The sequence below is a fragment of the Proteiniborus ethanoligenes genome, assembly GCF_900107485.1.
Lineage (GTDB): Bacteria > Bacillota > Clostridia > Tissierellales > Proteiniboraceae > Proteiniborus > Proteiniborus ethanoligenes.
This window is the reverse complement of the sequence record NZ_FNQE01000020.1, coordinates 13063-38939: the sequence shown is the minus strand read 5'-3', so window position 1 is coordinate 38939 and position 25877 is coordinate 13063. Positions and strand designations below refer to the sequence as shown.

The window sequence follows — 25877 nt, the reverse complement described above, 5'->3', positions numbered from 1 at the left end:
AAAAACTCTACTTTTATCATTCTAAACCCAAGGTGAAGAATAAGATATAATATTTATTTTATTAAAACAATATGAACTATATATGAACTAATACTGTTCTATCTAATTATTTTTATTTTCTTTAAAGAAAGGTATTGTCAATAAAAAAGCAATTATAAATGCAAATAAGCACTTAAGCTACTACCCTCTTGGAGCAGTAAAGTTAATAAATAATTAAATACAGAAGGACTGTTTTTCTATGCTATTGTGCACAAAAGAACAGTCCCCTTATGTTCCAAATAGGTTTCCTTTACTTTAAGGTATCAAAGCATCAATTTTGACTTTAGCACCACAATTGCCGCAGAACTGAGCATCTTCTCTAAGTTCAGTGCCGCAGTTCATGCAAAATTTGCTCCTTGCCTTTTGCTGACTTCCTTCTGATTTTGATTTTCCGCATACCCCACAGAAATTACTTATATTCTCTTTGCCACACTGACAAACCCACTTTCTAGAATCGGTTGTTTTAATTTCTTTATTAATTTCATGCTTATTAAGAGTATAGTTTTGCCTATCTTCCTGTGGAACATCGTCACCTGACATAAGCTCTTTTTTTATTATGTCTTTTGCTTCATCATGACCAACACTTGATAATATACTGTTTTCTCCACACTGAAAGTACCAAATCTGGTCGGATGTTCTGAGTATTACTATAGTATTTTTCAAAGGTTTATTTTCTTTAAAATAATAGCTCCCCATCCCAATGATTCCCTGTCTATCGGAAAGATCCTTCAAAAATGCCAGTCCAGATTCTGTCGGATAAACAACTCCTTCCTGCGCCTCTATTATTTTCATCTCTAAAAGAGGCATAAGACCATCATTAACATTCACTTTACGATTTAATCCATAAATATAGGAGATAAAAGGTGTCAACCACCATCTAGGGTCCATTTTTTCTTCTGAGTCTTCTATAATCTTTTGAATTTCATTTATTCTAGGTGGAAGCATCTCATAAGATGGATCCAACATGTTTTTTAGCTTTTGCTTTTTTATTATATCAGAAATAGCAGAAAGTGTCATAAGTCCATCTAATGTCATAGGTAGAGATATATCTCTAACTGTTGCTTGATTTCCTATTAGTAAGCTCAACTTATTTTCAAGCTTCGATCTTTCTTCAATCTGTATTAGAGTATCCCCTTCCTCCGTACTATTGTAGAGCAATATTTTATCTTCATTACAGGCAAGATTCATGCTTTCTAAGGTATTGTCTTTTCCTGCTGTTATCAGTCTTATAAATTTTCTAGGCACCAAAAGTGTATGAAGTGCATCTTTCCATTCTTCTTTTACAGAAACATTAATATTTTCATCTGGAAATCCAGATAACTTTGAAAGAGTATTTTGAACAATTCCCATGCTTTTACCTGCTGCTAATACCTGATTTGATGGTATTATAATTATATTCTCCCTCATATTATTCCCTCACTTTCTAATAGATTTTTCTAAATCCCATACAAGAGACTTTGCTTCATTGGTAGTAAATCCAGTTGCAGATTTTTCAGCAAAGCCAGTGACTGCTTTATTTACTTCTCTTGTGCTTTCACTTAAAAATTTCCCAGTCCCCTTATTTACTGTTGTTTTAATAGCTTTATCAGTAACTTTTCCAATACCATAATTTGTAACTGCTTTACCTATTGCTTCCACACCATCTCTGCCTTCTTCAATAATAGCATCTTTGGTTGTATAATAAGCTTCAGCTCCTCCAAACATTGCCTCTGAAGCTCCTCCTGTTAAATAATCTATTCCTGCACGTACGATTACTGCTTTGGCAGAATCTCCTCTGGCTACTTCTTCAAAAGTTTTTTCCGTACCATCCTTATTAGTTTGCTTCCAGTTTTCCCTGTTTCTCTTGAATCTTTCCATACTAGTTTCGGATTCCAATTTTCCTAGTTCATCAGGAGCTGCATTTTCTCCAATATCTCCATTCATGAATTTTGTGTACATTCTGCTGAGTCTTCTTATTCTATGTTCATCACCAAACCGAACTCCATCGTTCCATTCAATGCCTTCAATAACATCATCATAGGCTTCTGCCATCTTTCCTGCGTATTCGTTACCTTCTTTTGCTTTTTTTCTTAGCTTGTTTCTTTTATCCCTGAGCTGATCTATATTTGGCCCATTCTTTTTCCTTTTTCTAATTCTAGATGCTCCATAACCTCCACCACCAATAAGAACACCAGCAGGTATTGCCCATTTTAGTGTATCTTTTATTTTATTTCCACTATCTACTCCTTTATTATCAGTGGATTTTGGAGCTTTTCCTTCTACATGCCAAACATACACATATTCAGTTCTGCATCTTAGATTTCCCATTCCCGCTTGTGTATAGATTGATATTTTTTCTCCTTCTTCTCTTCCATAGGGTGCCTCTGCAGATGCTACAACCGATTGCTTTGGTTGATTCCCATATTCCTTAAACCTCCAATTAGTAGGACCATAAAGCCATACTGCGAAGTCAAAATTATCTCCATTTTCATCCTTTACTGTAAAGTTGATTGCACCGCCTGTAACATGACCAATTGGAACTCCTGGTTCATCAAACCTAGCACTAGCGTCTCCTCTAAAATCAAAGAAATGTTGATTGGAAGATGAAATTTCTAAGTTGATGTTTAGATTTAATTTTTCTCCACCATTAAAATATTGTGGTGGAACACTTATGGTGCTAGTAACTGTTGCACTTTCACCATTTTTAGGTCTTGGTGCATAATCATCTTCTTCATTTGGCCCTACATAAGTAGTGGTAAATTCTGAATTTCCATTGAAACCACCAAAATTCGCTGACCAATAGTTTTTATCCACTAGTTCTTCATTGAAATACTTCTTTTCATCTATGGTGTTCACTCTTTCCCAGTAGCCAGAATGAGCTTCGTCAGCATTTGCAATTGATATAGTAAAAATCAGTAGTACAGTTAAAAAAAACATTAAGCTATGTCTCTTCATAACCTTCACCCTCCTTATCTATGAACATTAAGCATTCCTACCCTTCCCACAATACATACAAAAGTTCCCATCATTCCAATGCCTGCAAGTACACTGCCATGAAGGATCACTTTTATCCCAGCCTTGCTCATAATATATTTGGATTAATTCATCATAATTATCATGATCTTCCTCAATAAGCTTGGCCATTGTAAGAGGTTTATTAGTCCTTGATTTGTTTTGAAGTATTAAGTCTTCAGTCAGCTCTTTACTTCTCTTTTTTCTCTTTCTTCCCAGAACTCCTATAACAATTAAAAATATAATTATTAAGAATATAATAGATACTATACGATAAAATAAATTGAAAGGATTTTCAAAGGATACTAGCTTTTCTAAATTGTTTATTCTAGGCCAAATCTTCAAATATCGGATATGTATAGTCCTTATTTCATCTCCTTGTCCTACAATTGTTGTCTCTCTCATTCCACTATTATAAAAAACTGTATTGTGATATTCCTTTCCATCTACAGTAAAATGATATGCTATTGAATATCTTGTAGTTAAATTTTGATATTCCTTTCTATTTTCAATACGCTGACTTGTCCCATCTATAATAGCCGTTGTCCTTTCCCCAAATATATACAGTACAATTGTGCTATTCATGTAAAATAATCCCATGAGCAGTATAATGCTTATAAATACACTAGATATGATTTTTGATTTCTTTTTCTTCATTTTATTCACCTATCTACAGTTTTAAATAAGTTCTAGTTGCCTTAAAGTACCTAATTCTTTCTCCAATTTTTAATTGAATATGATCTGCAGCAGTATTCTCGAGAGTTTTTACATCTTCTGTTCCATCATCATATTTTATTACAGTACAATATAGGGTATAAGGTATTTCAATATAAAGCTGTTTACCCATTAAGTTTTTCTTGTCTCCATCTTTTTCCCTTTTAGTTCTTTCCTCTGAATAATGCTTTACTACAGTCCCATCTATGAATTCTCCTCTTTCCCACCTAACTATAACAAGTAGCCAAATTAAAGCAGAAAAAATAGCTGCACCAATTAAGGAATACTTAAGCTGAATAGATTCTTCAACAATAGAAAGAATAATGGCAACAGCAATTGCCACAACTGTAAAAAACAGTGACCCTTTTATAATGCCTTTATTATGTTTGCCTTTATTTTCTTTAGTAGTTGGATCATATCTTCCAAACTTAAAGCCGCAATTAGGACAAAAATTAGACCATCTTGGTAGATTAGCATCACAACGCCCACATTCTTCCTCTGTGAAATAAACATCTCTTGGTGGTGATGTATCAGTACCACAGGTAATACAATACTTATTTTTTTCTGTTGGTGTACCACAACGATAACAATATTTAGCCATTTTCCCCCTCCTAATAATTAGTTAGCTAGATTAAAGCTCTTATAACCCCAGTTTTTTATAGCTCTAGTCCAGAAACAAAATTTTTAACTTTCTCTTATAAATGCTCTAACTCTTAAACTGGTTTTAATTCTTATCTTATAATTTAATATAGATTAAATAGTAGATTGTGTAATCATCATAATGGATGATTTTGGGCAAAAGTACACCTCACCCGAAAAGGGTGAGGTGTACAAATGGCATATTTAGAGGCTCTTCAGAAATATAATATAATGCTTTTCTGTATTGCCCATATTTTTAGATCGAAGGTTGGTATTGATAAATATAATATGAAAAGTAAAAACCAGCTATTATGTGAAATATTCAATTAAGGCATTATTAAAATTTTCTTTGATAATTCCTATAATATATCCTTTGATTTCATTGCTTTTTTCTTTTGGATAAACATATTTGAACTTTCCATAAGGTCCCCATTTCAGTTGTCTAGCTTCTTCATCAAGATCTAGTTTTGTTTTAGGAAACCTAGTAAGTATCAATTCTTTAGCAGTAGCAGTAAATCTATGCTGTATTAATTCAAATGTAATTTCTCTTTTGTAATCACCTAGTTGATATTTTAGCCTGTCTAGTAGTTCTTTATAGTCAACTTTCCAGTTATCATATATCATAATGGGAGCAATAATAAATCCTATAGGATAGCCAGCGTTTGCTATCTTTCTTGCTGCTTCTATTCTTTCATTAAAAGATGATGTATTGTGTTCAAATTTATCTATAATATATTTAGTATTAATACTAAATCTGAATTTTGTATGATTATTATGATTTAAATCTAAAAAAGAATCTACATTATCAAACTTAGTTATTACTCTAAGTCTCCCTTTTTCACTCTCCCCAAAGAATTCTATGCATCTTTTAAGGTTTCCTGTTAAATGCTCAAGAGCAACTGGATCTGTAATGCTTCCACATTCAAAGGTTGTAATATTAGGTAGATTAATATCTATATGCTCCTGAATTACCTTGAGTATTTCATCTATGTTTACAAATACTCTCATAAAAGGTTTTTCTCCCTGTGTTGTTTGTAAATAGCAGTATTCACAATGCCCTGGGCATGAACTAGATAATGCAAACTGATAATCTGCTGATGGGCTACAAGGTCTCAGCTTTTTTTCTCTACTTACTGTTAGATAAATTGTTTTTTTTGCTTTCGCATAATTTTCAGTCGGTGTCTTACCCTCAATTGAAACTTTTCTTGATTGTACTATAGGTACATTTAGTTTAATTAAATTTTCTTTAGCAGCTCTACCAACTTCATATTCCAAGCTCTTAGGATCAATATACGCAATGTTAGGCACAAACAAGTTCATTTTATTCACCTCAAATAATATTGTGTCCTTTATATTCAGTAGGTATATGATTAAAATTTGGTAATTTCTGTTCTGCTGAACATATTAAAGACCTAGGGCATGATTGTATCATACTCTAGGTCTTCGTAGGCTTATACTATACTAGCAATGGTTTCTTTGAAATTTTTTTTATTATAGAATCTATTTCATCGTATGCTTTCTCTATTGCTATTTCTCTCCCTATTTTAGGCATATCCACACCTTCAACTAAGAGCTTCTCAAATTTTTTAACTCCTAGGAATTTAAATATTTCCCTACAATATTCTACTCCAGGAATAATCCTGCTAAGAAATATTGGTGGATAGTCTCCGCCAGAGGATTGGATATAAACCATGCTCCTATCCTTATCATTTAATAGCCCTTCTACTTTTTTAGGAGATACCTTAATTAATTTATTGTTTAGTATAATACAATCTAAGTAGCTCTTAAGCTTTGCTGGAAAGGACAAGCTCCACATAGGTGCGGCAATAACATAAGTGTCTGCCATTAAAAATTGTTCACTTAGCTCGTTCATCCTGTCAACAGCTTTTTTATCTTCTTCAGATAAAGCTTCATAGTCTAAACCTGCTACAAGTTCTGCTCTTCCTGTAAAATACTTATAATTCATTTCTGGTATATATTCATTATAAAGGTCTAATTCTATAAGCTCATAATCCGGATTATGAATTAAAAAGCTATTTACAAATTTTCTTCCCACAGTTTTACTCGTAGACAACTCTTCAGGCTTTGAATTTACTGTAATATATAATAATTTTTTCAAGCTGTCACCTCCTCGTAAACTTATTTTTGCCTTGAATAATCTTTTTATGTATTTGTTTGCTAAGAAAAACCAAGGAGACGTTTTATTATAGCAAACAAAACGCCTCCTTGGTTTTTCTAGTAAACTTTATCAACATTATAACCTTCCCTATTCAATTCTTGGGTTATTTCATCTATGTGTTCACGACCATTTGTTTCTACGGTTATTTCCAGCACAGCATGCTTTAATCTATCTATAGCCTTGAATTGATCATGCTCCAGTCTAATAACATTTGCACCGAGTCTTGCCAGTATTTCTGATATTTTTAAGAGTTGCCCAGGAGTATCCTTCAGTTTTACTGAAAAACAGAAAATCCTTCCTCTTAAAAGAAGTCCACGATTTAACATGGATGCCATAGTAACGACATCTATATTCCCACCACTTACTAAAGATACCACCTTTTTACCCTTAAATTTTAAATTCTTTAAAGCCGCTATAGTCAGTGCTCCAGTTGCCTCAACAACAAGCTTATGCTTCTCCAACAAAATAAATACTGCTTCCATAAGTTCAAAGTCATCCACTGTTATAATTTCGTCTACATATTCCCTTATTATATCAAAGGCTATATGACCAGGTTTTTTAACTGCACCCCCATCTGCTATGGTATCAACAGCAGGTAGATTAACTAACTTGTCTTCACCAATAGATATTTTCATAGCCTTTGCTCCTTCAGGTTCAACTCCTATTACCTTTATGTTCGGATTAACAGACTTGGCCGCAACAGCAATTCCGCTTATTAATCCACCCCCGCCAATTGGGACTAAAATAGCATCTGCATCCTTAAGTTCTTCAAGTATTTCCAGGGCTATTGTGCCTTGTCCAGCCATTATTTCAATATCATCAAAAGGATGGATGAATATATAACCTTTTTCTTTTTCCAGTCTTTTTGCCTCTAAATAAGCTTCATCATAATATTCTCCTTTCAAAATCACATTTGATCCGTATTCCCTTGTGGCCTGGACTTTTATCAATGGTGTTGTTTTAGGCATAACTATAGTTGCTTTAATTCCAAGTCTATTTGCTGAATATGCAACTCCTTGAGCATGATTTCCAGCAGACGAAGCAATAAGCCCTCTTTTTCTCTGTTCCTCTGTTAATTTGCTTATCTTATTTAATGCTCCTCTAAGTTTAAAGGCTCCTGTAATCTGAAGGTTTTCTGGCTTTATATAGACCTCATTTCCACATTCCTTACTAAAATCAGAACTATATATCAGCTTTGTGTTTACACATATATCTCTGATTCTTTCCTTAGCTTCCAATATATCGTTCAAGGTTAATGCTTTTAAATTCATTAAATACAACCTCCATCTTCTGCTTTCTATCCTTCAAGTAATATTGTGTCAATCGGCTGCCCAGGTGGAACTATTGGATACACGCTTTCATCCTTTAAAATTTTACATTCAATGAAAACCGGTTTTTTGCCGAATTCAACCTTACTCAGTACATTATTTAGTCCTTCAAGTGAATTTACGCTGTGGCCTTCTATTCCATATGCATTTACTAGTCTTACATAATCAAAACAATCATCAACATCAGTTTCTGAATACCTTCCTTCACAAAACATCCTCTGCCACTGTCTGACCATTCCCAGAGCCGAATTATTCATTAATAATATAATCAAAGGAACATTGTATTTCGCCACTGTAAACAGCTCGTTACTATTCATCCTAAAACTTCCGTCACCTGTAACCAGTAGAACGGGTTTGTCAGTATTTCCAACCTTTGCGCCAATTGCAGCACCAAGACCAAATCCCATTGTTCCAAGACCCCCAGAAGTAATAAACCTATTAGTTTCATTGAACCTCCAATATTGCGCAGTCCACATTTGATGTTGACCCACATCTGTAGCTACGAAAGCTTCTTTCCCTATTTTCTCATAAAGGCTTTCCAATATATTCTTAGGGTTAAAGTCGTCTTCATTGTTTATTTCTCTTTTCCAACTAGCAATCTTTTTTTTCCAATCACCATTATCTTTCACATTTATACTTTCGGTAATAGCTTTCAGCATGTTCTTAATATCTCCGATTACTGCCAAATCTGCATTAACATTTTTATGAATTTCACTGGAGTCAATATCTAAATGAACTATCTTAGCTTTTGAAGCAAACTTAGCTGCATCCCCTATTACCCTGTCACTAAACCTTGCACCTATGGCCAAAAGTAAGTCACAGTTTACAACTGCCAGGTTGCTCTCCTTAAAGCCGTGCATTCCAACTAGGCCTAGGGACAATTCATGATTCCTTGGAGTTGTGCCTAGAGACATAAGAGTATTAACAACTGGAATATCAGCTTTTTCTGCTAATTCTAAAAGTTCATTTTCAGCATGGGAGGTCTTTACACCTCCGCCAGCATAAATAATCGGTCTTCTAGATTCATTTATTAACTGAGCTATATTATCTATATCACTATTCTTAAAGCTTAGTTCCGAATACTTTTCTTTAACAGTTTCATTTTTTTCATAATAGCACTGTTTAAGAAAGATATCCTTTGGTATATCTATTAATACTGGACCAGGTCTTCCGCTCTTAGCTATTTCAAAAGCCTTTTTCACAATAATAGGAATTTTTTCTACATCTCTTACAAGGTAATTATGTTTTGTAACCGATAATGTAATACCTACTATATCTACCTCCTGAAAGGAATCCTTGCCTAACAATGTGGTAGCCACTTGACCTGATATAACAACTAACGGAACAGAATCCATATATGCGGTTGCCAAACCTGTTACAGTGTTAGTAGCTCCCGGTCCCGAGGTTACAAAGCAAACTCCTACTTTTCCTGTGCTTCTAGCATAGCCGTCAGCTGCGTGAACAGCGCCTTGCTCATGTGCTGTTCTTATATGTTTAAAATGTTCATCTCCATATAAAGCATCATACAGAGGGATTACAGCTCCTCCCGGATAACCAAATATGGTGTCAACTCCACATTCTTTTAAAGATTCTAGCAATGCTTTTGCTCCGTTCATTATAACACCTCCTCATTTAGCTAATCACATATTGCTCCTGTTGATGCAGAAGAAACCAGCTTTGCATATTTTTTTAAATATCCTGAAAGATTTTTTTCTTTTAGTTTCAGATTTCTTCTTCTTCTCATTAGTTCCTCTTCATTTACCATCAGCTGAAGAATACCATTTATAATATCTATTTTTATTAAGTCACCATTCTGAACTAAAGCAATTGTTCCAGCTTCTGAGGCTTCTGGGGAAACATGTCCTATTGCAGCACCTCTAGTTCCACCAGAAAAACGTCCATCAGTTATAAGAGATACGCTTTTATCTAATCCCATACCAGCAAGGATTGAGGTTGGTGTAAGCATCTCTTTCATTCCAGGACCACCTTTAGGTCCCTCATAACGAATGACAACCGTATCCCCAGGGAAAATCTTTCCTCCAGCTATTGCCTCTACTGCTTCTTCTTCCGAATCAAATACTCTGGCCTTTGCGGTTACCTGCATCATATCTTTGTCTACCGCGGACTGTTTAACTACAGCTCCATCTTCTGCAAGATTTCCTTTTAAGATTTTGATTCCACCTGTGCTGCTGTGCGGATTATCAATATCTGCAATTACTTCAGCATTTATCTTTTCTGCTTTTGATATCCATTCTCCTATAGATTGAAGACTAACTGTATTTAAATCTAAATCAAGCAATTCCTTCTTTGATAGCTCTTTCATTACAGCTGGAATTCCTCCGGCTTCGTACAAATCTTCCATATGGTGATCTCCTGCAGGGCTAAGCTTGCATAAATTTGGAGTCTTATTGCTAATATGATTTATCTTATCCAAATCAAGGATAATGCCTGCTTCATGAGCAATTGCAGTTAAATGCAAAATGGTGTTTGATGAACAGCCTAGAGCCATGTCAACGGTTAGTGCGTTTTCAAAGGCTTTTTCATTCATAATATCTCTAGGAAGCACATTTTCTTTAAAAAGTTTCATGATCTGCATTCCTGTTTTTTTAGCTAATCTCTTTCTTTCAGAATAGACAGCAGGTATAGTTGCATTTCCCCATAATGCCATTCCAATTGCCTCTGTCATACAATTCATTGAATTTGCAGTGAACATGCCTGCACAAGAGCCACAGGTGGGGCAGGCACATTCTTCTAGAGAACTTAATTCCTCATTGCTCAATGTGCCGCTTAAAACCTTTCCCACTCCTTCAAAAACAGTTATCAAATCTGCCTTTTTTCTATTAAACTTGCCAGCAAGCATTGGACCACCACTTACTATGATTGCAGGTATATTTACCCTAGCCGCTGCCATCAACATTCCTGGTACAACTTTGTCACAGCTCGGTATAAGAACAATTCCATCCAAGCAATGTGCCTTTACCATTATTTCAATACTATCTGCAATTATTTCTCTGCTTACTAGAGAATACTTCATTCCTTCATGATTCATAGCTATTCCATCACATACTGCTATAGCTGGAAATTCCAATGGAGTTCCCCCTTCAATTAAAATTCCTTTTTTAACGGCTTCTGCTATTTGCCTAAGTTCAATATGCCCAGGTACTATTTCATTGAAGGAGTTGACAATACCAATCAGAGGTCTATTGATTTCATCATCTGTAAGACCTGATGCTTTTAAAAGTGCTCTATGTGGTGCTTTGTTTACACCATGTTTCATCTCGTTGCTTCTCACAATAAACCTCCTTACTTTTTAATCCAGCTCATCATTTCTCTCAATTTTTTACCAACCTCAACCAGCGGATGCTCTAACTCTTTATTCTTTAGAGCATTAAATACTGGCCTATTTATTTGGTTTTCCAATATCCATTCTCTAGCGAACTTACCGGTTTGTATTTCTTCCAAAACAACTTCCATTTCTTTTCTGGTGTCTTCATTTATAATTCTTTTCCCTACTACATAATCTCCATATTCTGCTGTATCACTAATGCTGTATCTCATATTTTCAAATCCGCCTTCATAAAACAAATCAACTATAAGCTTCATTTCATGCAGGCACTCAAAATAAGCTACTTCTTTTTGATAGCCTGCTTTCACAAGTGTGTCAAAGCCAGCTTTTATAAGTTCTGTAACACCACCACATAATACAGCCTGTTCTCCAAACAAATCCGTCTCAGTCTCTTCCCTAAAACTAGTTTCCAACACCCCTGCCCTTGTTGATCCGATTCCTTTAGCATAAGCCAGAGCCAACTCCCTAGCTTTTCCTGTAAAATCTTGATGAATAGCGAATAACGCAGGTACACCTTTTCCTTCAACAAATACTCTTCTTACAAGATGACCTGGTCCCTTTGGTGCTACCATAAACACATCTACATTGACTGGAGGCACTATTTGACCATAGTGAATATTAAAACCATGTGCAAAAGCAATTGCCTGACCTTCTCTCAAATGTGGTTTAACAGATTTATCATATACTTCCTTTTGCTTTGTATCAGGGCATAGTAACATAAGAACATCACATTCTTTTGCTACTTCTTCTACTTTTTTTACTTCAAAACCATCTCTCATAGCTTTTTCCCATGATTTACTTCCCTCATGAAGTCCCACAACTACCTCTACACCATTATCCTTTAGATTTAGTGCATGTGAATGCCCTTGACTGCCATATCCAATTATCCCAACTTTCTTCCCAACAAAAACCTCAAGATTTCCATTTTCCTCATAATACATTTTTGCCATAATAAAGTCCCTCCTTAAATTACTTCTATGTTTTCTACATCTTCAAGTTTTGATATGTTATTTATAATATACTTTGCTGAATATTCATCACTAAAAACCATATTTAAGTAAATAATTGAACCCTCTAAGGACTTCATATTTACTGATTTTATTTCAATTTCTTTTCTTCTCAGATAGTTTATTAATCTGAGAAAGCTGTCTATGCCTTCATTTAATCTAGCACGTACCTGCATATTAACCTCCTCCTTTTAGACTTTATGGGCATTTAAAACAATAGCTGTTTTAAATGCTAATATCTGAACATTGGGAATGTTCAGTATTTTAGTTGTCTGGAATTCCATTGTGTCATTTTTAACTTCCACTAAGAAATATCCTGCGCATGATATTTCAAAAATAAAAAAAGTCTTTCATCCTTACAAATATCAAATATATTTATAAGGACGAAAGACTACACTCCCGTGGTACCACCTTAATTGCAATCAAATAACTGATTGCCTCTCATCAGGTCGAGAAAAAATTCGTAAAACAAATATTATCTGTAACCCTAACCATTTATCGCTGGTATACGCCCTTGTTTACTTGGAAGACCTTTCAACTTGGGAAGCTCTGGAGTGATCATTATACTCACATTAACACCAACTCTCACCAAACGTTGGTTCTCTGTAGTTAATTAAACGAATATTTTTGTCTCCGTCATAGCATTTAATTTATTAAATTATTTTTTAAATCTTGTTAATAAGTATATTACCTACCAAGTTATTTGTCAATATAATTTTTGTTTCTTTTTTCACATTTATTTATCAAGTACCACAAAAGGTTCGATAGGGATGAGCTGATAACTGTGGAAATGTAGAGTACCCCTCTTGTTCAGGACTGTAGGCAAAAGGATTTGAAAGAACATCAAGAAGTCTCTTCATCACACTATAGTCACCTTGCTTCACTGCTGCATCTATTGCCTCTTCTACTCTGTGATTACGAGGAATCACAGCAGGATTACTTTTTTGCATTAGTTGGTATGACGAGTTTTCTCCCTGTTGCCTGTTTAATCTCTCTTGCCATATTTTATACCATTGCTTAAATTCTTCAGTATCAAACAAAACCATATCAGATAGTTTATTTAAGGTTAATGCTCGGAAGGTATTTGTATAGTCAGCGCTATATTTTTGCATGAGATTAAGAAGATTTTCAATAAGTGATTCATCCTCTGATTCTTCGTTATATATTCCTAGTTTTGCTCTCATTCCTGCAAGCCAATTACACTGGTATACTTCATAAAAACTAGAAATCGCATCCTGAGCAAGCTTGACAGCCTCCTCCTGATTTGGATGCAGCAATGGTAGCATAGTCTCAGCAAATCTTGCCAAATTCCAAGCAGCCATATCAGGCTGGTTATCATAAGCATAACGACCATAAACATCAATGGAACTAAATACAGTTGCTGGATTATATATATCTATAAATGCACAAGGTCCATAGTCGATAGTTTCTCCGCTGATAGTCATATTGTCTGTATTCATTACTCCGTGAATAAATCCAACAAGCTGCCATTGTGCAACAAGTGAAGCTTGGCTTTTAATAACTTCTTGAAGTAATGAAAGATATTGATTATAATTAGCTTCAACTTCTGGATAATGACGTTTTATCGTATAATCAGCTAGTATCTTTAATTCTTCTACCGAACCTCTTTCTGCAATGTATTCAAAAGTACCTACACGTATGTGACTAGCAGCTACACGTGTTAAAATTGCTCCTGGTAGTGCTGTCTCACGCATGACCAATTCACCCGTTTCCACTACAGCCAAGCTACGAGTAGTTGGGATTCCAAATGAATTCATTGCTTCACTTATGATATATTCACGTAACATGGGTCCTAGTGCTGCTCTTCCATCTCCTCCCCTAGAATAGGGTGTTCTGCCTGGACCCTTAAGTTGAATATCAAATCTTTCACCATAATGAGTTATTTGCTCGCCAATGAGTATTGCTCTTCCATCTCCTAATATTGTAAAATGACCAAACTGGTGCCCTGCATAAGCTTGAGCTATAGGAAAAGCTCCTTCAGGAATCTCATTCCCAGCAAGCATTGCTGCACCCTCGTTACTTTGCAATTTTTGTGGATTCAGCCCCAGTAATGATGCTAATGAATGATTAAGAACTGCTAATTTTGGTGCGCTCACAGGGATTGGATTTATCCTAGTATAAAATTTTTCTGGTAAACGAGCATAGCTATTATCAAAATTCCATCCAATTTTATTTATTGTTTTGTTCTCTATCATCTATATCTCATTCCCTTTTATCATTTTAAATTTTTTAAAACCTCTATACCAATACAGCTCTATAATTTTTATTTTCTGTTTATATTAATTATTGTACCCTTTCTTGCAAGAATGACTCTTACTTGAACTTTTACCTATAATTCAAAATTTACCCTCTTTAACTCTCATATCTTTTAATTTTTACTATAATGCTTTATAGAATTAAAAATTAAGAAAGCTTTTCTTGAACCACTGCATAAGCGACTTGGTGGTTTTTAAAGATAGCCTATCTTGATATAAAAAAGGTTGCTGTTTGAACCTTTTTAAAAACTATTCCGGCAGATAAATTGTTATTTTTTCATCTAAATACTCCTATGAAGGGTTTTGAATACATCTACATAAATTATTCGGCATATTACAAAATAAACCCTATAATTAAAACAATTAATACAATAACTGGTGCTGGGATTTTTTTTGTTAACAATAGGGCTACCGTGAGAAGCATGACGATTATATTATCAAATACAAACCCACTATTTTGCATCAGGATTATTGCAGCAACTGTAATTAGTCCACCGGCAACAGCAGTAATACCCTTTAGAGAAACCTTTATTCCTTTTATCTTCTTTAAGTTTTCCCACATTGGATAGATGAAGTAAATTAAAAGAAGTCCAGGCAAAAATATACCAATTCCACCCACAAGGGCACCTAAGACTTGAGTTAAAACACTCCCTCCTCTAGCCGCCATGCCTCCCGCATATGCGCTAAAGCTAAACATTGGTCCTGGTAATCCTTGTACAAGTCCAAATCCAGTCAAAAACTCTTGGTTGGTCATGTACTGATTCACTTCTACTAACTCACTATACATAAGTGGTACTACTACCTGTCCACCACCAATAACCAAATAACCATAGCGGTAAAAGCTTTCAAATAGATGGAGAATTCTGTTATCCCATATAAGAGTAAGAAGGAGGCTTCCTATTGCAAAGATTCCAAATGCAATCAGGTATTTCCAAGGAGGACTTATTTTTACACGGTTCCAAAGATTCTTCTCTTTTGAAGTAGCAATACTCACAGCTCCGCCTAAAATAAGAACTAATGGATATATCCAGGGCTCTCGAATAAAGTAAGTAGTTATGCCTCCTAGTAGTAATAGCAATAAAGTAATCTTGTCAGTTACTACTTTGCGCCCTATGCGATATGCAGCTACAATAATAAATCCTACAGCCATTGGACCAATATAGCGAAGTCCCTCCTGGGATATATTAATACTACCTAAAAATTGACTCAAAAATGAAAGTAAAGTCATTAATATGAGTACCGGTAAAGCCCATACTAGCATAGTCAGAAATGCCAGCAGCGGCCCTCCAATTTTATGCCCAATGGCTACGATTGTTTGTGTACTACTTGGACCAGGTAAGATGCCTGTTAAAGCGATAAGTTCAACTAGTTCTTCTTCTGTTAAATAGTTTTTCTTTACAACCATTTGGTCTGTAAAAACACCATAATGAGCTTCGGGACCTCCATAAGAACCCAAAGAACAAATAAATACATCTTTTAAAAAGGTTCTCCAGTGTACCCTTTTTGAATTTCCTAAGTTTTTTTCTGTTTTCAAAATTAAATCATCCTTTTACTTTTTAGTTAACATATTATAAAGTATTACCATTTGGATTATACTTGTGCTTTTGCTCATTCAATATCCTTGAACGATTCTAGGTTTGCCATAAATATCCTCCTAGTTTTTGACCTAATTTGCCTTAAAATTGCTTAAGTATAATATTATAAATTATTTATACCCATAACTAGAGAAATCTTTGCATGAAAATATATCTACCTACGTTATAAGTAGTTTTACAGCCTCTGTATATCTTGGGTGTACAATAATGATTTCCTAAGTATATAGTGTTTAAATTTACGCAAAAAAACAAATAACTGTACCGTATTTATTAGTTTTAAATAATAATCTTTAGAACATAATTTAAGGGATAGCTTATATGCCATCCCTTAAATATTATCAATTCTCTCTCTATTAAATTTACAAGCTAAAATGCTGTCCATCCACTGTCTGCCACTATACATTGACCATTAACAAAGCTTGAATCCTCTGAAGCTAGGAATAATGCTATAGTAGCAATCTCCATTCCTGTTCCATTTCTAGGATTCCCGCCTACATTTGCCATAATAATTCCTATGCCTTCTTGATTTACATTCTTCATAAAATCTCCAGTTCCTATTTCAGTCTCTACACCACCAGGGCAAATTGCGTTGCATCTAATGTTCTTTTTAGCATACATATAGCCAGTGTTTTTAGTTAATCCTATTAAAGCATGTTTTGAAGCAGTATAAGCAGCACCAGCTCTAGCACCATATAGGCCCCCTATAGATGATACATTTATTATATTACCTTCTCCTGCCTCTAAGAATATTTTGATTGCTTTTCTCATACTATAAAAAGGTGCATATACATTTAAATTAAATACTTTTTCTAGCATATCATCTTGTACATCTCCGATTGGACTAAAATCATCCATTATGCCTGCATTATTCACTAATATGTCTAGTCTACCAGAATTTTCATAGGCAAAGTCAATAATTTTTTCTGCTTCTTCTTTGTTCATTAAATCTGCCCCAAAAGGAATAACCTTCCCTTCAAAACCTGCAACACTTTTTGCTAATTCCTCAAGTCTTTCTACTCTACGTGCAATTGCATAAACAGTGGCTCCCTCTTTAGCAAAAAGATATGCAATATCTCTACCCATTCCAGCACTTGCTCCAGTAACTATAGCAACTTTATCCTTTAACTTCATTTTTTCTCCCCCTTATTTGTTAATTAATTAACATGTACTTTGTAGTATATATTTTAAACTATTTTATGAATATAAACAAGACCTAGCAAGAGTAACCCTTCTTTTTTCTCCTCCCGAAAGATTAGTACCTCCCTCAAGAATTAACATGTCTAAACTATCATGATTAGCATAGCTATCTAGGCCTACTTTAGATAATATACTAATTACCTTTTCATCAGGAACATCTTGATACATTGTAATATTATTCCTAAGTGTATCTTCAAATAATATTGCATCTTGTCTCATTACAACTGTGATATTACTCACAGTTGATAATTGTTTTTATTAATTGCTTCACTCTATAGAGCATGAATCATATTATCTATTCTTCCAAAAAAAGGTGATTATAAGCTAGTATAAATCTTTGTAGTATCATTGCCATTTCTGCTCTACTAGTGCTTTTAAGTGGAGCAAGTGTTGATCCTCCCACGCCTCTTATTAACCCATTCTGAACAGCCCACCTCATTGCAGGAACAGCATATTCGGAAATAGAGACCATATCTACATATTCAGATAATTCTATAGGAGAGCTTACATCATAACCTTTAAAAGAAGCATATCTATAAAGTATAGTAACAAATTGCTCTCGAGTTATTTCCTTATTTGCTCCAAAGAAGGATTCACTTATTCCATATACTATGCCCTTCTCTTTTGCCCATGCCACAGCATTATAATAATACTCATCCGGTAGTACATCTTCAAAACTATTCAACCCAGCAGCTGGCTCCCCTTCTAATCTGTGAAGTATAGTAACCAGCATTCCTCTAGTAGTTGCAAGCTGAGGTGCGAACCTATCTTCTCCAATACCAATCATTAATCCATTTTCAAATACAAATTTTACAGCTTCATAAAACCAATCTGTTTCTTTAACATCTTTAAATGGATTCACGTATTCTGCAGGAGTTACTTCTTTTCCACTATCTTTGTCTCCAGAATTATCCCCAATACCTCCATTACCATTATCATCTTCGTCATTTGGTTCATCTCCTTCATTAGGGTCTGTTATAATATCCCTGTAGATAACCTCAAATGAATCTCCAGAATATGCAAAGTTAAATACAACAGTATTGGATTCTTCTCCTCCTATACTTAATGGAGTTTTAATACTTTGAGCCTCATTATAATATTCTTTAGTTTGTATAATATTTCCTTTTTCGTCCTTAAGATGAACTACAATATTGCCATTTGTTATTTCATTCATAGAATTGTTAAATGCCTCTACCTTAATAAGGGTCTTATTTGAATCAGAATTCATAGAACTCCCTAGAGATAATTTTTTCCCGTTCTTTACAATTAAACTTTCAATTTTGATATAATCATAATCATTGGATATATCTGCATCCTGAATTTCTATATTGTTTTCCAGCAATTTAACCTTAAAGAATATTCTTACACCCTCTTCAGGAATTTCTCCATTTTCATTTAATATCCTTTGTAAATCATCTTCACCAAGTATCATATTCTTTTTCAAAATTCCCTGATTCATCAGTTCTAAGCTATCTAAATCTGATATAGTCTCAGATAGGATTGGTGGATTGTCAAAATTAGAAGTATGGTAAACTTCTAATAATACCTTGTGAACTCCTGATCTTAGCTTGGCATACATGCTATTATATAATTCTATATCAAATATACGCTGACGATTAGATTCTCTTACTAAACTAATCCCATGTATACCTACATCTGGAATATTCATATCTAATTCCCCAGTAAGTACATCTAGACTATCCGTATATTCTGCCCTTATGGTATATATAGGATTTTCTATAACATCTGGGACCCTATAAAGTAGAACAAATTCTTTATACTGACCAGGTTCAATGAGATTATTTTCTTCAAAAGTACGAGAAGATTCTCCAATCTCTATGTTTATCTTTTTAACTGTATCTACACCTTCATTGTATATTCTAAACATCACAGGTACATCTAGTCCTGATATCAATTCATCCCTAGAATAATATGTTTCATCAAGGATAAGATTATTTTTATAGCTTGCTTTGGCAGTGATTAGTTGACTAATTTTTCCCATTCCATATTCTGTAGTCTGCATTACAAAATTAATTCCCTTCGTATCTTTATCTATATAGGAATCAAAGAAATCCACAACTGTATTATAATTCAGCTCTAATAGCCTTACTTCAGGAGATGCCTTAAATTCATCATTGTTCCTAGAAATAAATTTTCTGCCCCATACTGAATAAACTCCATCCTCCTTAAAGTCTGGTTGGTACCATACTATAGACAAATCATCTATGCTTTCAGCACCCTTAGTGAACTTAAAGCTAGTATAATCTAAAAGCTCTCCACTTTCTATATCTTGTTCAAATTCCGTAAATACATTTCCTACTCTATCCACAGCAGAGACTCTAATTAAGTTAACATTTTCAACATCATAGGTCATTTTTGAATTCCATCCAATAACAAAGCGCTCAGTCTTATCTGGAAAAACAACTGATGTAATCCTAGGATTTTTATCTGTTACTTCATTATTTGTCAAACGGATATTCCTTATAATATGACCATGGATGTCTACTATAGCACAGTATATTTCTGTATTTTCTGTAGCATCCATTTGAACTTCATAGGTAATTGCTGATGTACCATCTGAAAGCATTTCTGCATTAACGGAAATTACTTGATCCACGCTGCCATCGAATAAGCATTTTTCATCGCTCCAACTACCTTCATTATATACTTTATACATAATATTGTTTCTACCATCAAAAGTAAGAGGCTTTTCTATGTCTCCAGCATAAAGACTTCTCCAAGCAACTATTGCTTTTCCTTCCCTAGAAGCAACAACAGGAGACATATCTGGTGTATAATTATTTGTCAGTCTTGTTGCAACGAACTCTTCTCCATCATATATACTTGCCATAATTTCAGTAGAATTCATCATTCTTTGAATATCCCAAAGCTCAGCTTCTTCACCTTCGCTAGACTCTATATCCTCTATTAGACGTATCCAAGCAGCTACAGCCCATTCAGATGTGCCATCTACTACAGCATCTGTATCTGCATAGTTCGATTCATCTACTTCTGTGCCTTCAGAAAAATATCCCTCCTCTTTTGTAGAGAAGTTTACTGCTGTATCATTTATGTCATAGCTATCCATATCTGATATATAAAGCATTATTTCTCCATCCTCAGTTACTACAGGATTTGAATAAGGGTATGCATTAGTTTGAATAACACTCAAAGCTTCCGTACTAGCTCCATGGAAAAATCCTCTAGACATTATAGGTGGATACCATTCCCTATGATTCTCTAAATATTCTCTTCCTTCATAGGTAACCGTAATATCCGTAGGTATCAGCACTTCATCCTCTAAATACATATGGTTTTTTATCCTTATTAAATCAGCTTTATCTATTTGATATACAGAATCATATTTTTCCTTTATATTGTTGTAGTCATTATATGTCCAAGACTTACTAGCTTCCCCTATGGTATAGCTTCCCTCTAATCCAAGAAAAAGCAGTTTTATTTTATATTCAATTCCTGTTTGGCCTGATAAAGTTAGCCTTTGTCCATTGCTATCTTCAAATTTATTATTCAGCCACAAATATCTCTGTTCAAAATTTATCCTTCCGTATGGGCCTGCTTTAAGGCTCACTACATCATAATCTAGACCAATCCCACCAAATCCTCTAATAAAGAAATATGGATACAATTCGGTGATATAGGTTCTATAAAACTCATACTCTTCTTTACTGATTTCTTTCTTTTCTAACAATGTCTTTAAGCTTATTTGAGCCGTACCGCCTATCATAAATTCTGCCGTAACTGGTATGAAAGATACCCATGTATTATATGTTTTTTTATAATTATATCCTCCAGCTACATAAACATCCGAATTTATTACAGAAATTCTCCACTCCTCACTATTTGCATCATAAAAGATTTCACAATCGATATATATGCCACCACCATATTGCTTTGTCTTCTTTGAAACAGATCCTGTCTTATACTGCTCCATAGTTTTTATACTTTTACTTATATAATCACCTTTCTTCATCTCTTTGGCTTCACCAATTTTAGGTAAAAAATTAAATTTAGTACTGGAATCTAAATCTGAAGCATAGACTCCTGCAGGATTACTTTCGCTTAAATCCCCTATGGAAATCTTCATAATCCCTCTAAAAACCATTGGATCATCAGTAGGTGAAACCACTAATCTTATAGCTTCTTTATCAATTTTAAACTGACTTAAAGTATTTAAAACATCTCTTACATAATCCGGCTTATCTCCCCAAGGAACTGTATTAGAACCTAAAACAGAATCAAGGATATTCTCACTAATATCTTCCATATCACCTTTCACCAGCGTGCCCATTGAAGGAATATCCTGTATATTTATAACCTTAAAGGTAGTAGGCATATTGATTATTTTTAGATTAGAATTATTCTTAATCACAATCTGTCTAGATAATCTACTTTCTTCTCCAGGTTTAAAATAAAATATATATTTTTTTAGGTCAAATGTATTGTTTAGAATAACATAATCAGAAAACTCATAGGATTCTACACTAGTACTAGAGAACAGACTCCAATCCCTACCCCTTTCATCTGAATATTTAACCTCATAAGCATCTGTAAACTTTCCATCTAGAACAATCTGTGTGTTTAATAAACTTTCTTTTTCAGTATCTTCAATAATAATGAGATCTAAAAATTGATAGTCAACACCATCAATACTTAAACTATTCCAGAACACCTTGGCATCATTTTGAAGATTTGAGCTGTCAACCATACTTAATATAGGTGCTTCAACATAGGTAATCCCATTCTTAATTCGTTTATATAATCCTATAGTTTCATTGTCTACCTTTATGAATTCATGGTAATGTGTATTTCCTGGAATACTTACTTCTATAATATATTCAATTTTATCCTCTGGTTTAAGATAAAAACCCTCTTCTCCTTTAGGAAAATTGAAATTCAACTCATAAAAATCGTATGCTTTAGGATTTATGCTTTGATATTCTTTGCCACTTAATCCATTGATTAATATTTCAGGTCTATATACACCATTAATATATACCCCACCCTTTACTTCTATGGCCCCCTTATATGAGGTAATTCCTTTCTCATACTCTGCAAATACAGCAAAATTAAGCCCGTAGTTAGATTGATTAAATATAATATTTTTCTGTGGATAAAGTCCTGTATAATCTATAGATACCTGATTTACGCTTCGTTCATTTTCACTTAATATGTAAGGTTCGTATAGAGCATCATTTGGTATACTAAATTTCATATCTCCAGTTATACCAGATTTCTCGTAAATGGCTAGACTCCCTTTTTCATCTGTATAGACTTCTTTTGAGATTCCATCACCATTAATATATTGGACAAGACTTTTCTTACCAGGATAACACTGAAAAATAAACAGCTTGTCTTTCACACTATCTACTGTAATCTCTAGAGATTCCTCCATTCCTGTTAGAACATGAATAGCTGAAATTGATGTTTCTCCACTGGATACACCCTTCAGCATTAAATCACCATTAGGTAAAATAAGCTCCTCTTCATCAATATCACGATATATCCCATTGTCATTATACTTTAAAGATACCTTACTACCATCCTCAACAGTCCACAATATTTTATCGTAGATTTTACTCCAATTATATTCATCCTTATTGATAGTTAGCCTTTCTTCTAAATTAATCTCTCTTTTTAGATCTAATATATCTTTACTAGTCATACCAGACATATGGTCTAAGCTCAATGTATAATTTTCACCAGAATTTATATTATTGATTAGTATTTTTAATGCCTCAGAGTTATACACGTAAAAGATATATGAATCATATGAATATGCTTCGTCATATTGATTTTTTGCTTTTAAAGTAACTGTATATGCGTCATATAGTCTACTCCTATCAACTTCCCTAATATTAATTCTTGTCTCAAATTTTTCTACTGCATCATCAATATGGATTGGCTCTCCGTTTCTAAATAGCTGTAAAGACACTGCTGTAGCCTCATTTTTATTTTCAATATTAAAGCTTACTGTAAATCCTTCAACCTGATCAGTCATATAATAGCTATCAGGCTTAATCAAAACTGCCTTTGCGGGACGGCTCTTCACTCGAATATTAGCCCTTGCAGAAAATAATTCCCCAGTTAAAATATCTTTTGTAGATATTTCTAAAATATAACTATATCTTCCTAGGGGGGCTGTATTAACTAAATATTCGGAATTCAAGATATAAGATGTAATTAGGTTATCTATTGTTGCATCTACATAGTCCTTGTATATCAGTCCTCCCTTTTCAGGCTCAGAGGATCCATCATGCACTGCTTCGTACAGTTCAAAGGTGTAAGTAGTAGGTGTTTCAGGTCCACCATTAGAAGCATTGATTTCAGTAATATTAGTTGAATAGTATATCCTTGCACTATTTCCTTCGACTAGCTCTATATTTTTAACTCCATTTGGCACCAGTAAAAAACCTTCTGAGCTGTTGATTACCGTCAAAGGCTTACTATGGATTTGATATGATTTTCCTTCAACACCACCGTTCAATGCAGTAAGTGTAAACCTTACCTCACCAAGCTTACCAGTTAGGATAATAGTGCCATCTCCTTTTATTGATGCAACGGTTTCATCACTACTTGACCAGGAAAAATCCTTTGAGTCCTGCCATGTAGCATTAGTATCCACCCTATATCCTAATACAAGGGACATTTCACTGTTTGCTGTAATTTTTCCACTGGAAGGCCATTCTTCATAAATTATTTCAAAATCCCCATCATCATCAATATAAACCAAAGAAGCCACAGTGTATTTTTTGGCTAAAGAATATATTAACTCATCTGAGAAATACACTTCAGCTATACAATATTTATCCATATCCGTAGTGTTTATAGGAGATTGAAAGGTCCCTTTTAATTCAGTAATAATATGACCTTCATTAGCATAAAGAGATACATCTACAGGTTCACCCAGATTTCCAATTACCTTAACCCCTATATTCTCCACTACTCCGTCTGCTCCTATATAACTTTCAAGATACTGAGTAAGGATGTGACTTTCCTCCAGTGATATTACTACTTCACCGTTTATTGCTGTGTTCCCATCTCGAGTAAGGCTAATTACTGTATCTGCAGCATATGAAAATATAGACTTTATGTCATCATATTCTTCAATACTCTTATCTACCATATCTCTAGAATAGGTTATTGAATAATCATTGTCCTGAGATTGTTTTGATAGATCTACTGCTCCAATTATATTGCTTACCTCTATTTTTGCTTTTACTCTATTGGATTCCAGAAAAAAATCATCTAAACTAAGGTCATACAAAAAGCTTACAGTTTCACTTATAGTTTCATTAGACTCCATTGGATAAAGAATCTCATCATTTACTGTTATACTGATACTATCTATATACACTGGTTCATTATATGTAACTATAATAGGCACACTATGACCAACAGAAAAACAACCCTCTTGAACTTCTATTTCCGTAGGATAAGGTTTTATCTTATCAACAAAATTTATCTGATTTTCAAACCCCTCTCCTTCTAGACTTTCAAAAATAGTATAAATATTCTCATCTACAGAATATCTATAGCTAACATTTAGCGATTGAATAATGCCGTTGCCTTCCATATTAGGACCTAGACCTATTTCAGAAAGTTGTATTTCTCCAATATTAAAATCAATTTCATCACTGCCATCAATTGGTATAGTTCTTTCAAAATAATTAATCCCCCAAGTATGGTTGCTTTCTATATTAAAGTATACTGCTCCTGTAACCGTGCTTTCATTTAAAAAATATCCTCTTGGGGAGGTTAAATGAGTAAACACATTATTATCAATCATTGTCCTTACATCTTTTGAAATAGTTGATTCTATTGCTAAGCCCACAGTCTCTAATAAATTACGATATTTCCCTGGAGTATCCTGGAAAACTTCTACTGAGCCTAAATCTAACTGTGTCAAGTCTACTATATATGTGTTTTTTGCGCGTTCATAGGACTTTTCAAAATCAAATTCATTTTTTATTACTACAGGAATTGTTGTACTATTTTTCTCATTTTCAAACAAAGCATTTTCTAGACTAAAGCAATTTATATAAAAAATCCTATCTTTAGTCCAAAACTCACCGACTTTTGAAGGTAAACTAGGTGTATGTACTAATTTAGGTATTTCTATTTCTATAGATTTTTCTGTACTACCTGGTTCAAAAATTATTGTTCCACTTAATTCTCCATTGAAATGATCTATCAAAAATGCACTACCAGGGTAGATTTCATATTCAAATGAGACAGGGATTTCCTTTAGGGTATTTAAATAAAATGTAATAAAAGCAGTTTGATCATTATCATAATTAGAGTATATAGGATTTATTTCATAACTTACCCTGGTACTAAAATCATCTCCAGATGGTGATATTGTATCTCCATCTTTCCAAAGCTCAGTATATGCCGTAGCACCTACTTCTTCAGTGAAGGCTCCATAATTATTGTGATTTGCATCTGAATAAATAGGAAATGGGATAATTAAAATATAAAAAGTAATGATACTACTAATGATTCTTTTAAGCAAGCACTTGTGATGTTGTTTCATTTGAACACCTCC

The 25877-nt window shown here is 34.0% G+C and carries 16 protein-coding genes and 1 other annotated feature; all 16 genes read right to left on the bottom strand.

The genetic code is table 11. From position 1 onward, the window contains the following. Nucleotides 1-294: 294 nt before the first annotated feature. Complete coding sequence (locus BLV37_RS09265) at nt 295-1446, bottom strand: zinc ribbon domain-containing protein (protein ID WP_091730385.1); 1152 nt, start codon at nt 1444-1446, stop codon at nt 295-297. 9 nt (nt 1447-1455) lie between these two features. Next, nucleotides 1456-2973 (bottom strand): hypothetical protein, encoded by a 1518-nt coding sequence (locus BLV37_RS09260; protein ID WP_091730382.1) that lies wholly within the window; start codon nt 2971-2973, stop codon nt 1456-1458. Nucleotides 2974-3000: 27 nt separating this feature from the next. Further along, nucleotides 3001-3687 (bottom strand): hypothetical protein, encoded by a 687-nt coding sequence (locus BLV37_RS09255; RefSeq protein WP_091730379.1) that lies wholly within the window; start codon nt 3685-3687, stop codon nt 3001-3003. Between the two features lie 13 nt (nt 3688-3700). After that, nucleotides 3701-4345, bottom strand: coding sequence for a zinc ribbon domain-containing protein (locus BLV37_RS09250; RefSeq protein ID WP_091730376.1), 645 nt, complete (start codon nt 4343-4345; stop codon nt 3701-3703). A gap of 347 nt (nt 4346-4692) precedes the next feature. Next, nucleotides 4693-5703: a spore photoproduct lyase gene (gene splB / locus BLV37_RS09245; protein WP_091730374.1), complete on the bottom strand. Its 1011-nt coding sequence runs from the start codon at nt 5701-5703 to the stop codon at nt 4693-4695. Between the two features lie 136 nt (nt 5704-5839). Further along, a complete protein-coding gene (locus tag BLV37_RS09240) occupies nt 5840-6502 on the bottom strand; it encodes an FMN-dependent NADH-azoreductase (RefSeq protein WP_091730371.1) in 663 nt (220 codons plus the stop codon). A gap of 116 nt (nt 6503-6618) precedes the next feature. Beyond that, nucleotides 6619-7833: a threonine ammonia-lyase gene (ilvA, locus tag BLV37_RS09235; RefSeq protein ID WP_091730369.1), complete on the bottom strand. Its 1215-nt coding sequence runs from the start codon at nt 7831-7833 to the stop codon at nt 6619-6621. 26 nt (nt 7834-7859) lie between these two features. Continuing rightward, nucleotides 7860-9506 carry a biosynthetic-type acetolactate synthase large subunit gene (ilvB, locus tag BLV37_RS09230; RefSeq protein ID WP_091730366.1) on the bottom strand — a complete coding sequence of 549 codons (1647 nt, stop codon included), beginning with the start codon at nt 9504-9506 and terminating at the stop codon, nt 7860-7862. Nucleotides 9507-9526: 20 nt separating this feature from the next. Continuing rightward, a complete protein-coding gene (gene ilvD, locus BLV37_RS09225; protein ID WP_091730364.1) occupies nt 9527-11182 on the bottom strand; it encodes a dihydroxy-acid dehydratase in 1656 nt (551 codons plus the stop codon). An 11-nt stretch (nt 11183-11193) separates the two neighbouring features. Next, nucleotides 11194-12186 (bottom strand): ketol-acid reductoisomerase, encoded by a 993-nt coding sequence (gene ilvC, locus BLV37_RS09220; protein ID WP_091730360.1) that lies wholly within the window; start codon nt 12184-12186, stop codon nt 11194-11196. Between the two features lie 14 nt (nt 12187-12200). After that, nucleotides 12201-12419 carry a hypothetical protein gene (locus BLV37_RS09215; protein ID WP_091730357.1) on the bottom strand — a complete coding sequence of 73 codons (219 nt, stop codon included), beginning with the start codon at nt 12417-12419 and terminating at the stop codon, nt 12201-12203. 200 nt (nt 12420-12619) lie between these two features. Then, nucleotides 12620-12892 (bottom strand) — a binding site (T-box leader). 94 nt (nt 12893-12986) lie between these two features. Continuing rightward, nucleotides 12987-14459: a protein adenylyltransferase SelO gene (locus BLV37_RS09210; protein ID WP_091730355.1), complete on the bottom strand. Its 1473-nt coding sequence runs from the start codon at nt 14457-14459 to the stop codon at nt 12987-12989. Nucleotides 14460-14853: 394 nt separating this feature from the next. Beyond that, nucleotides 14854-16053: a chromate efflux transporter gene (gene chrA / locus BLV37_RS09205; RefSeq protein WP_091730353.1), complete on the bottom strand. Its 1200-nt coding sequence runs from the start codon at nt 16051-16053 to the stop codon at nt 14854-14856. A 427-nt stretch (nt 16054-16480) separates the two neighbouring features. Next, entirely contained in the window at nt 16481-17245 is a 765-nt protein-coding gene (locus tag BLV37_RS09200) for an SDR family NAD(P)-dependent oxidoreductase (protein WP_091730351.1), read from the bottom strand. Nucleotides 17246-17308: 63 nt separating this feature from the next. After that, a complete protein-coding gene (locus tag BLV37_RS09195; RefSeq protein WP_091730348.1) occupies nt 17309-17551 on the bottom strand; it encodes an ATP-binding cassette domain-containing protein in 243 nt (80 codons plus the stop codon). Between the two features lie 55 nt (nt 17552-17606). Continuing rightward, nucleotides 17607-25865 carry an S-layer homology domain-containing protein gene (locus BLV37_RS09190; protein WP_091730345.1) on the bottom strand — a complete coding sequence of 2753 codons (8259 nt, stop codon included), beginning with the start codon at nt 25863-25865 and terminating at the stop codon, nt 17607-17609. Nucleotides 25866-25877 lie beyond the last annotated feature (12 nt).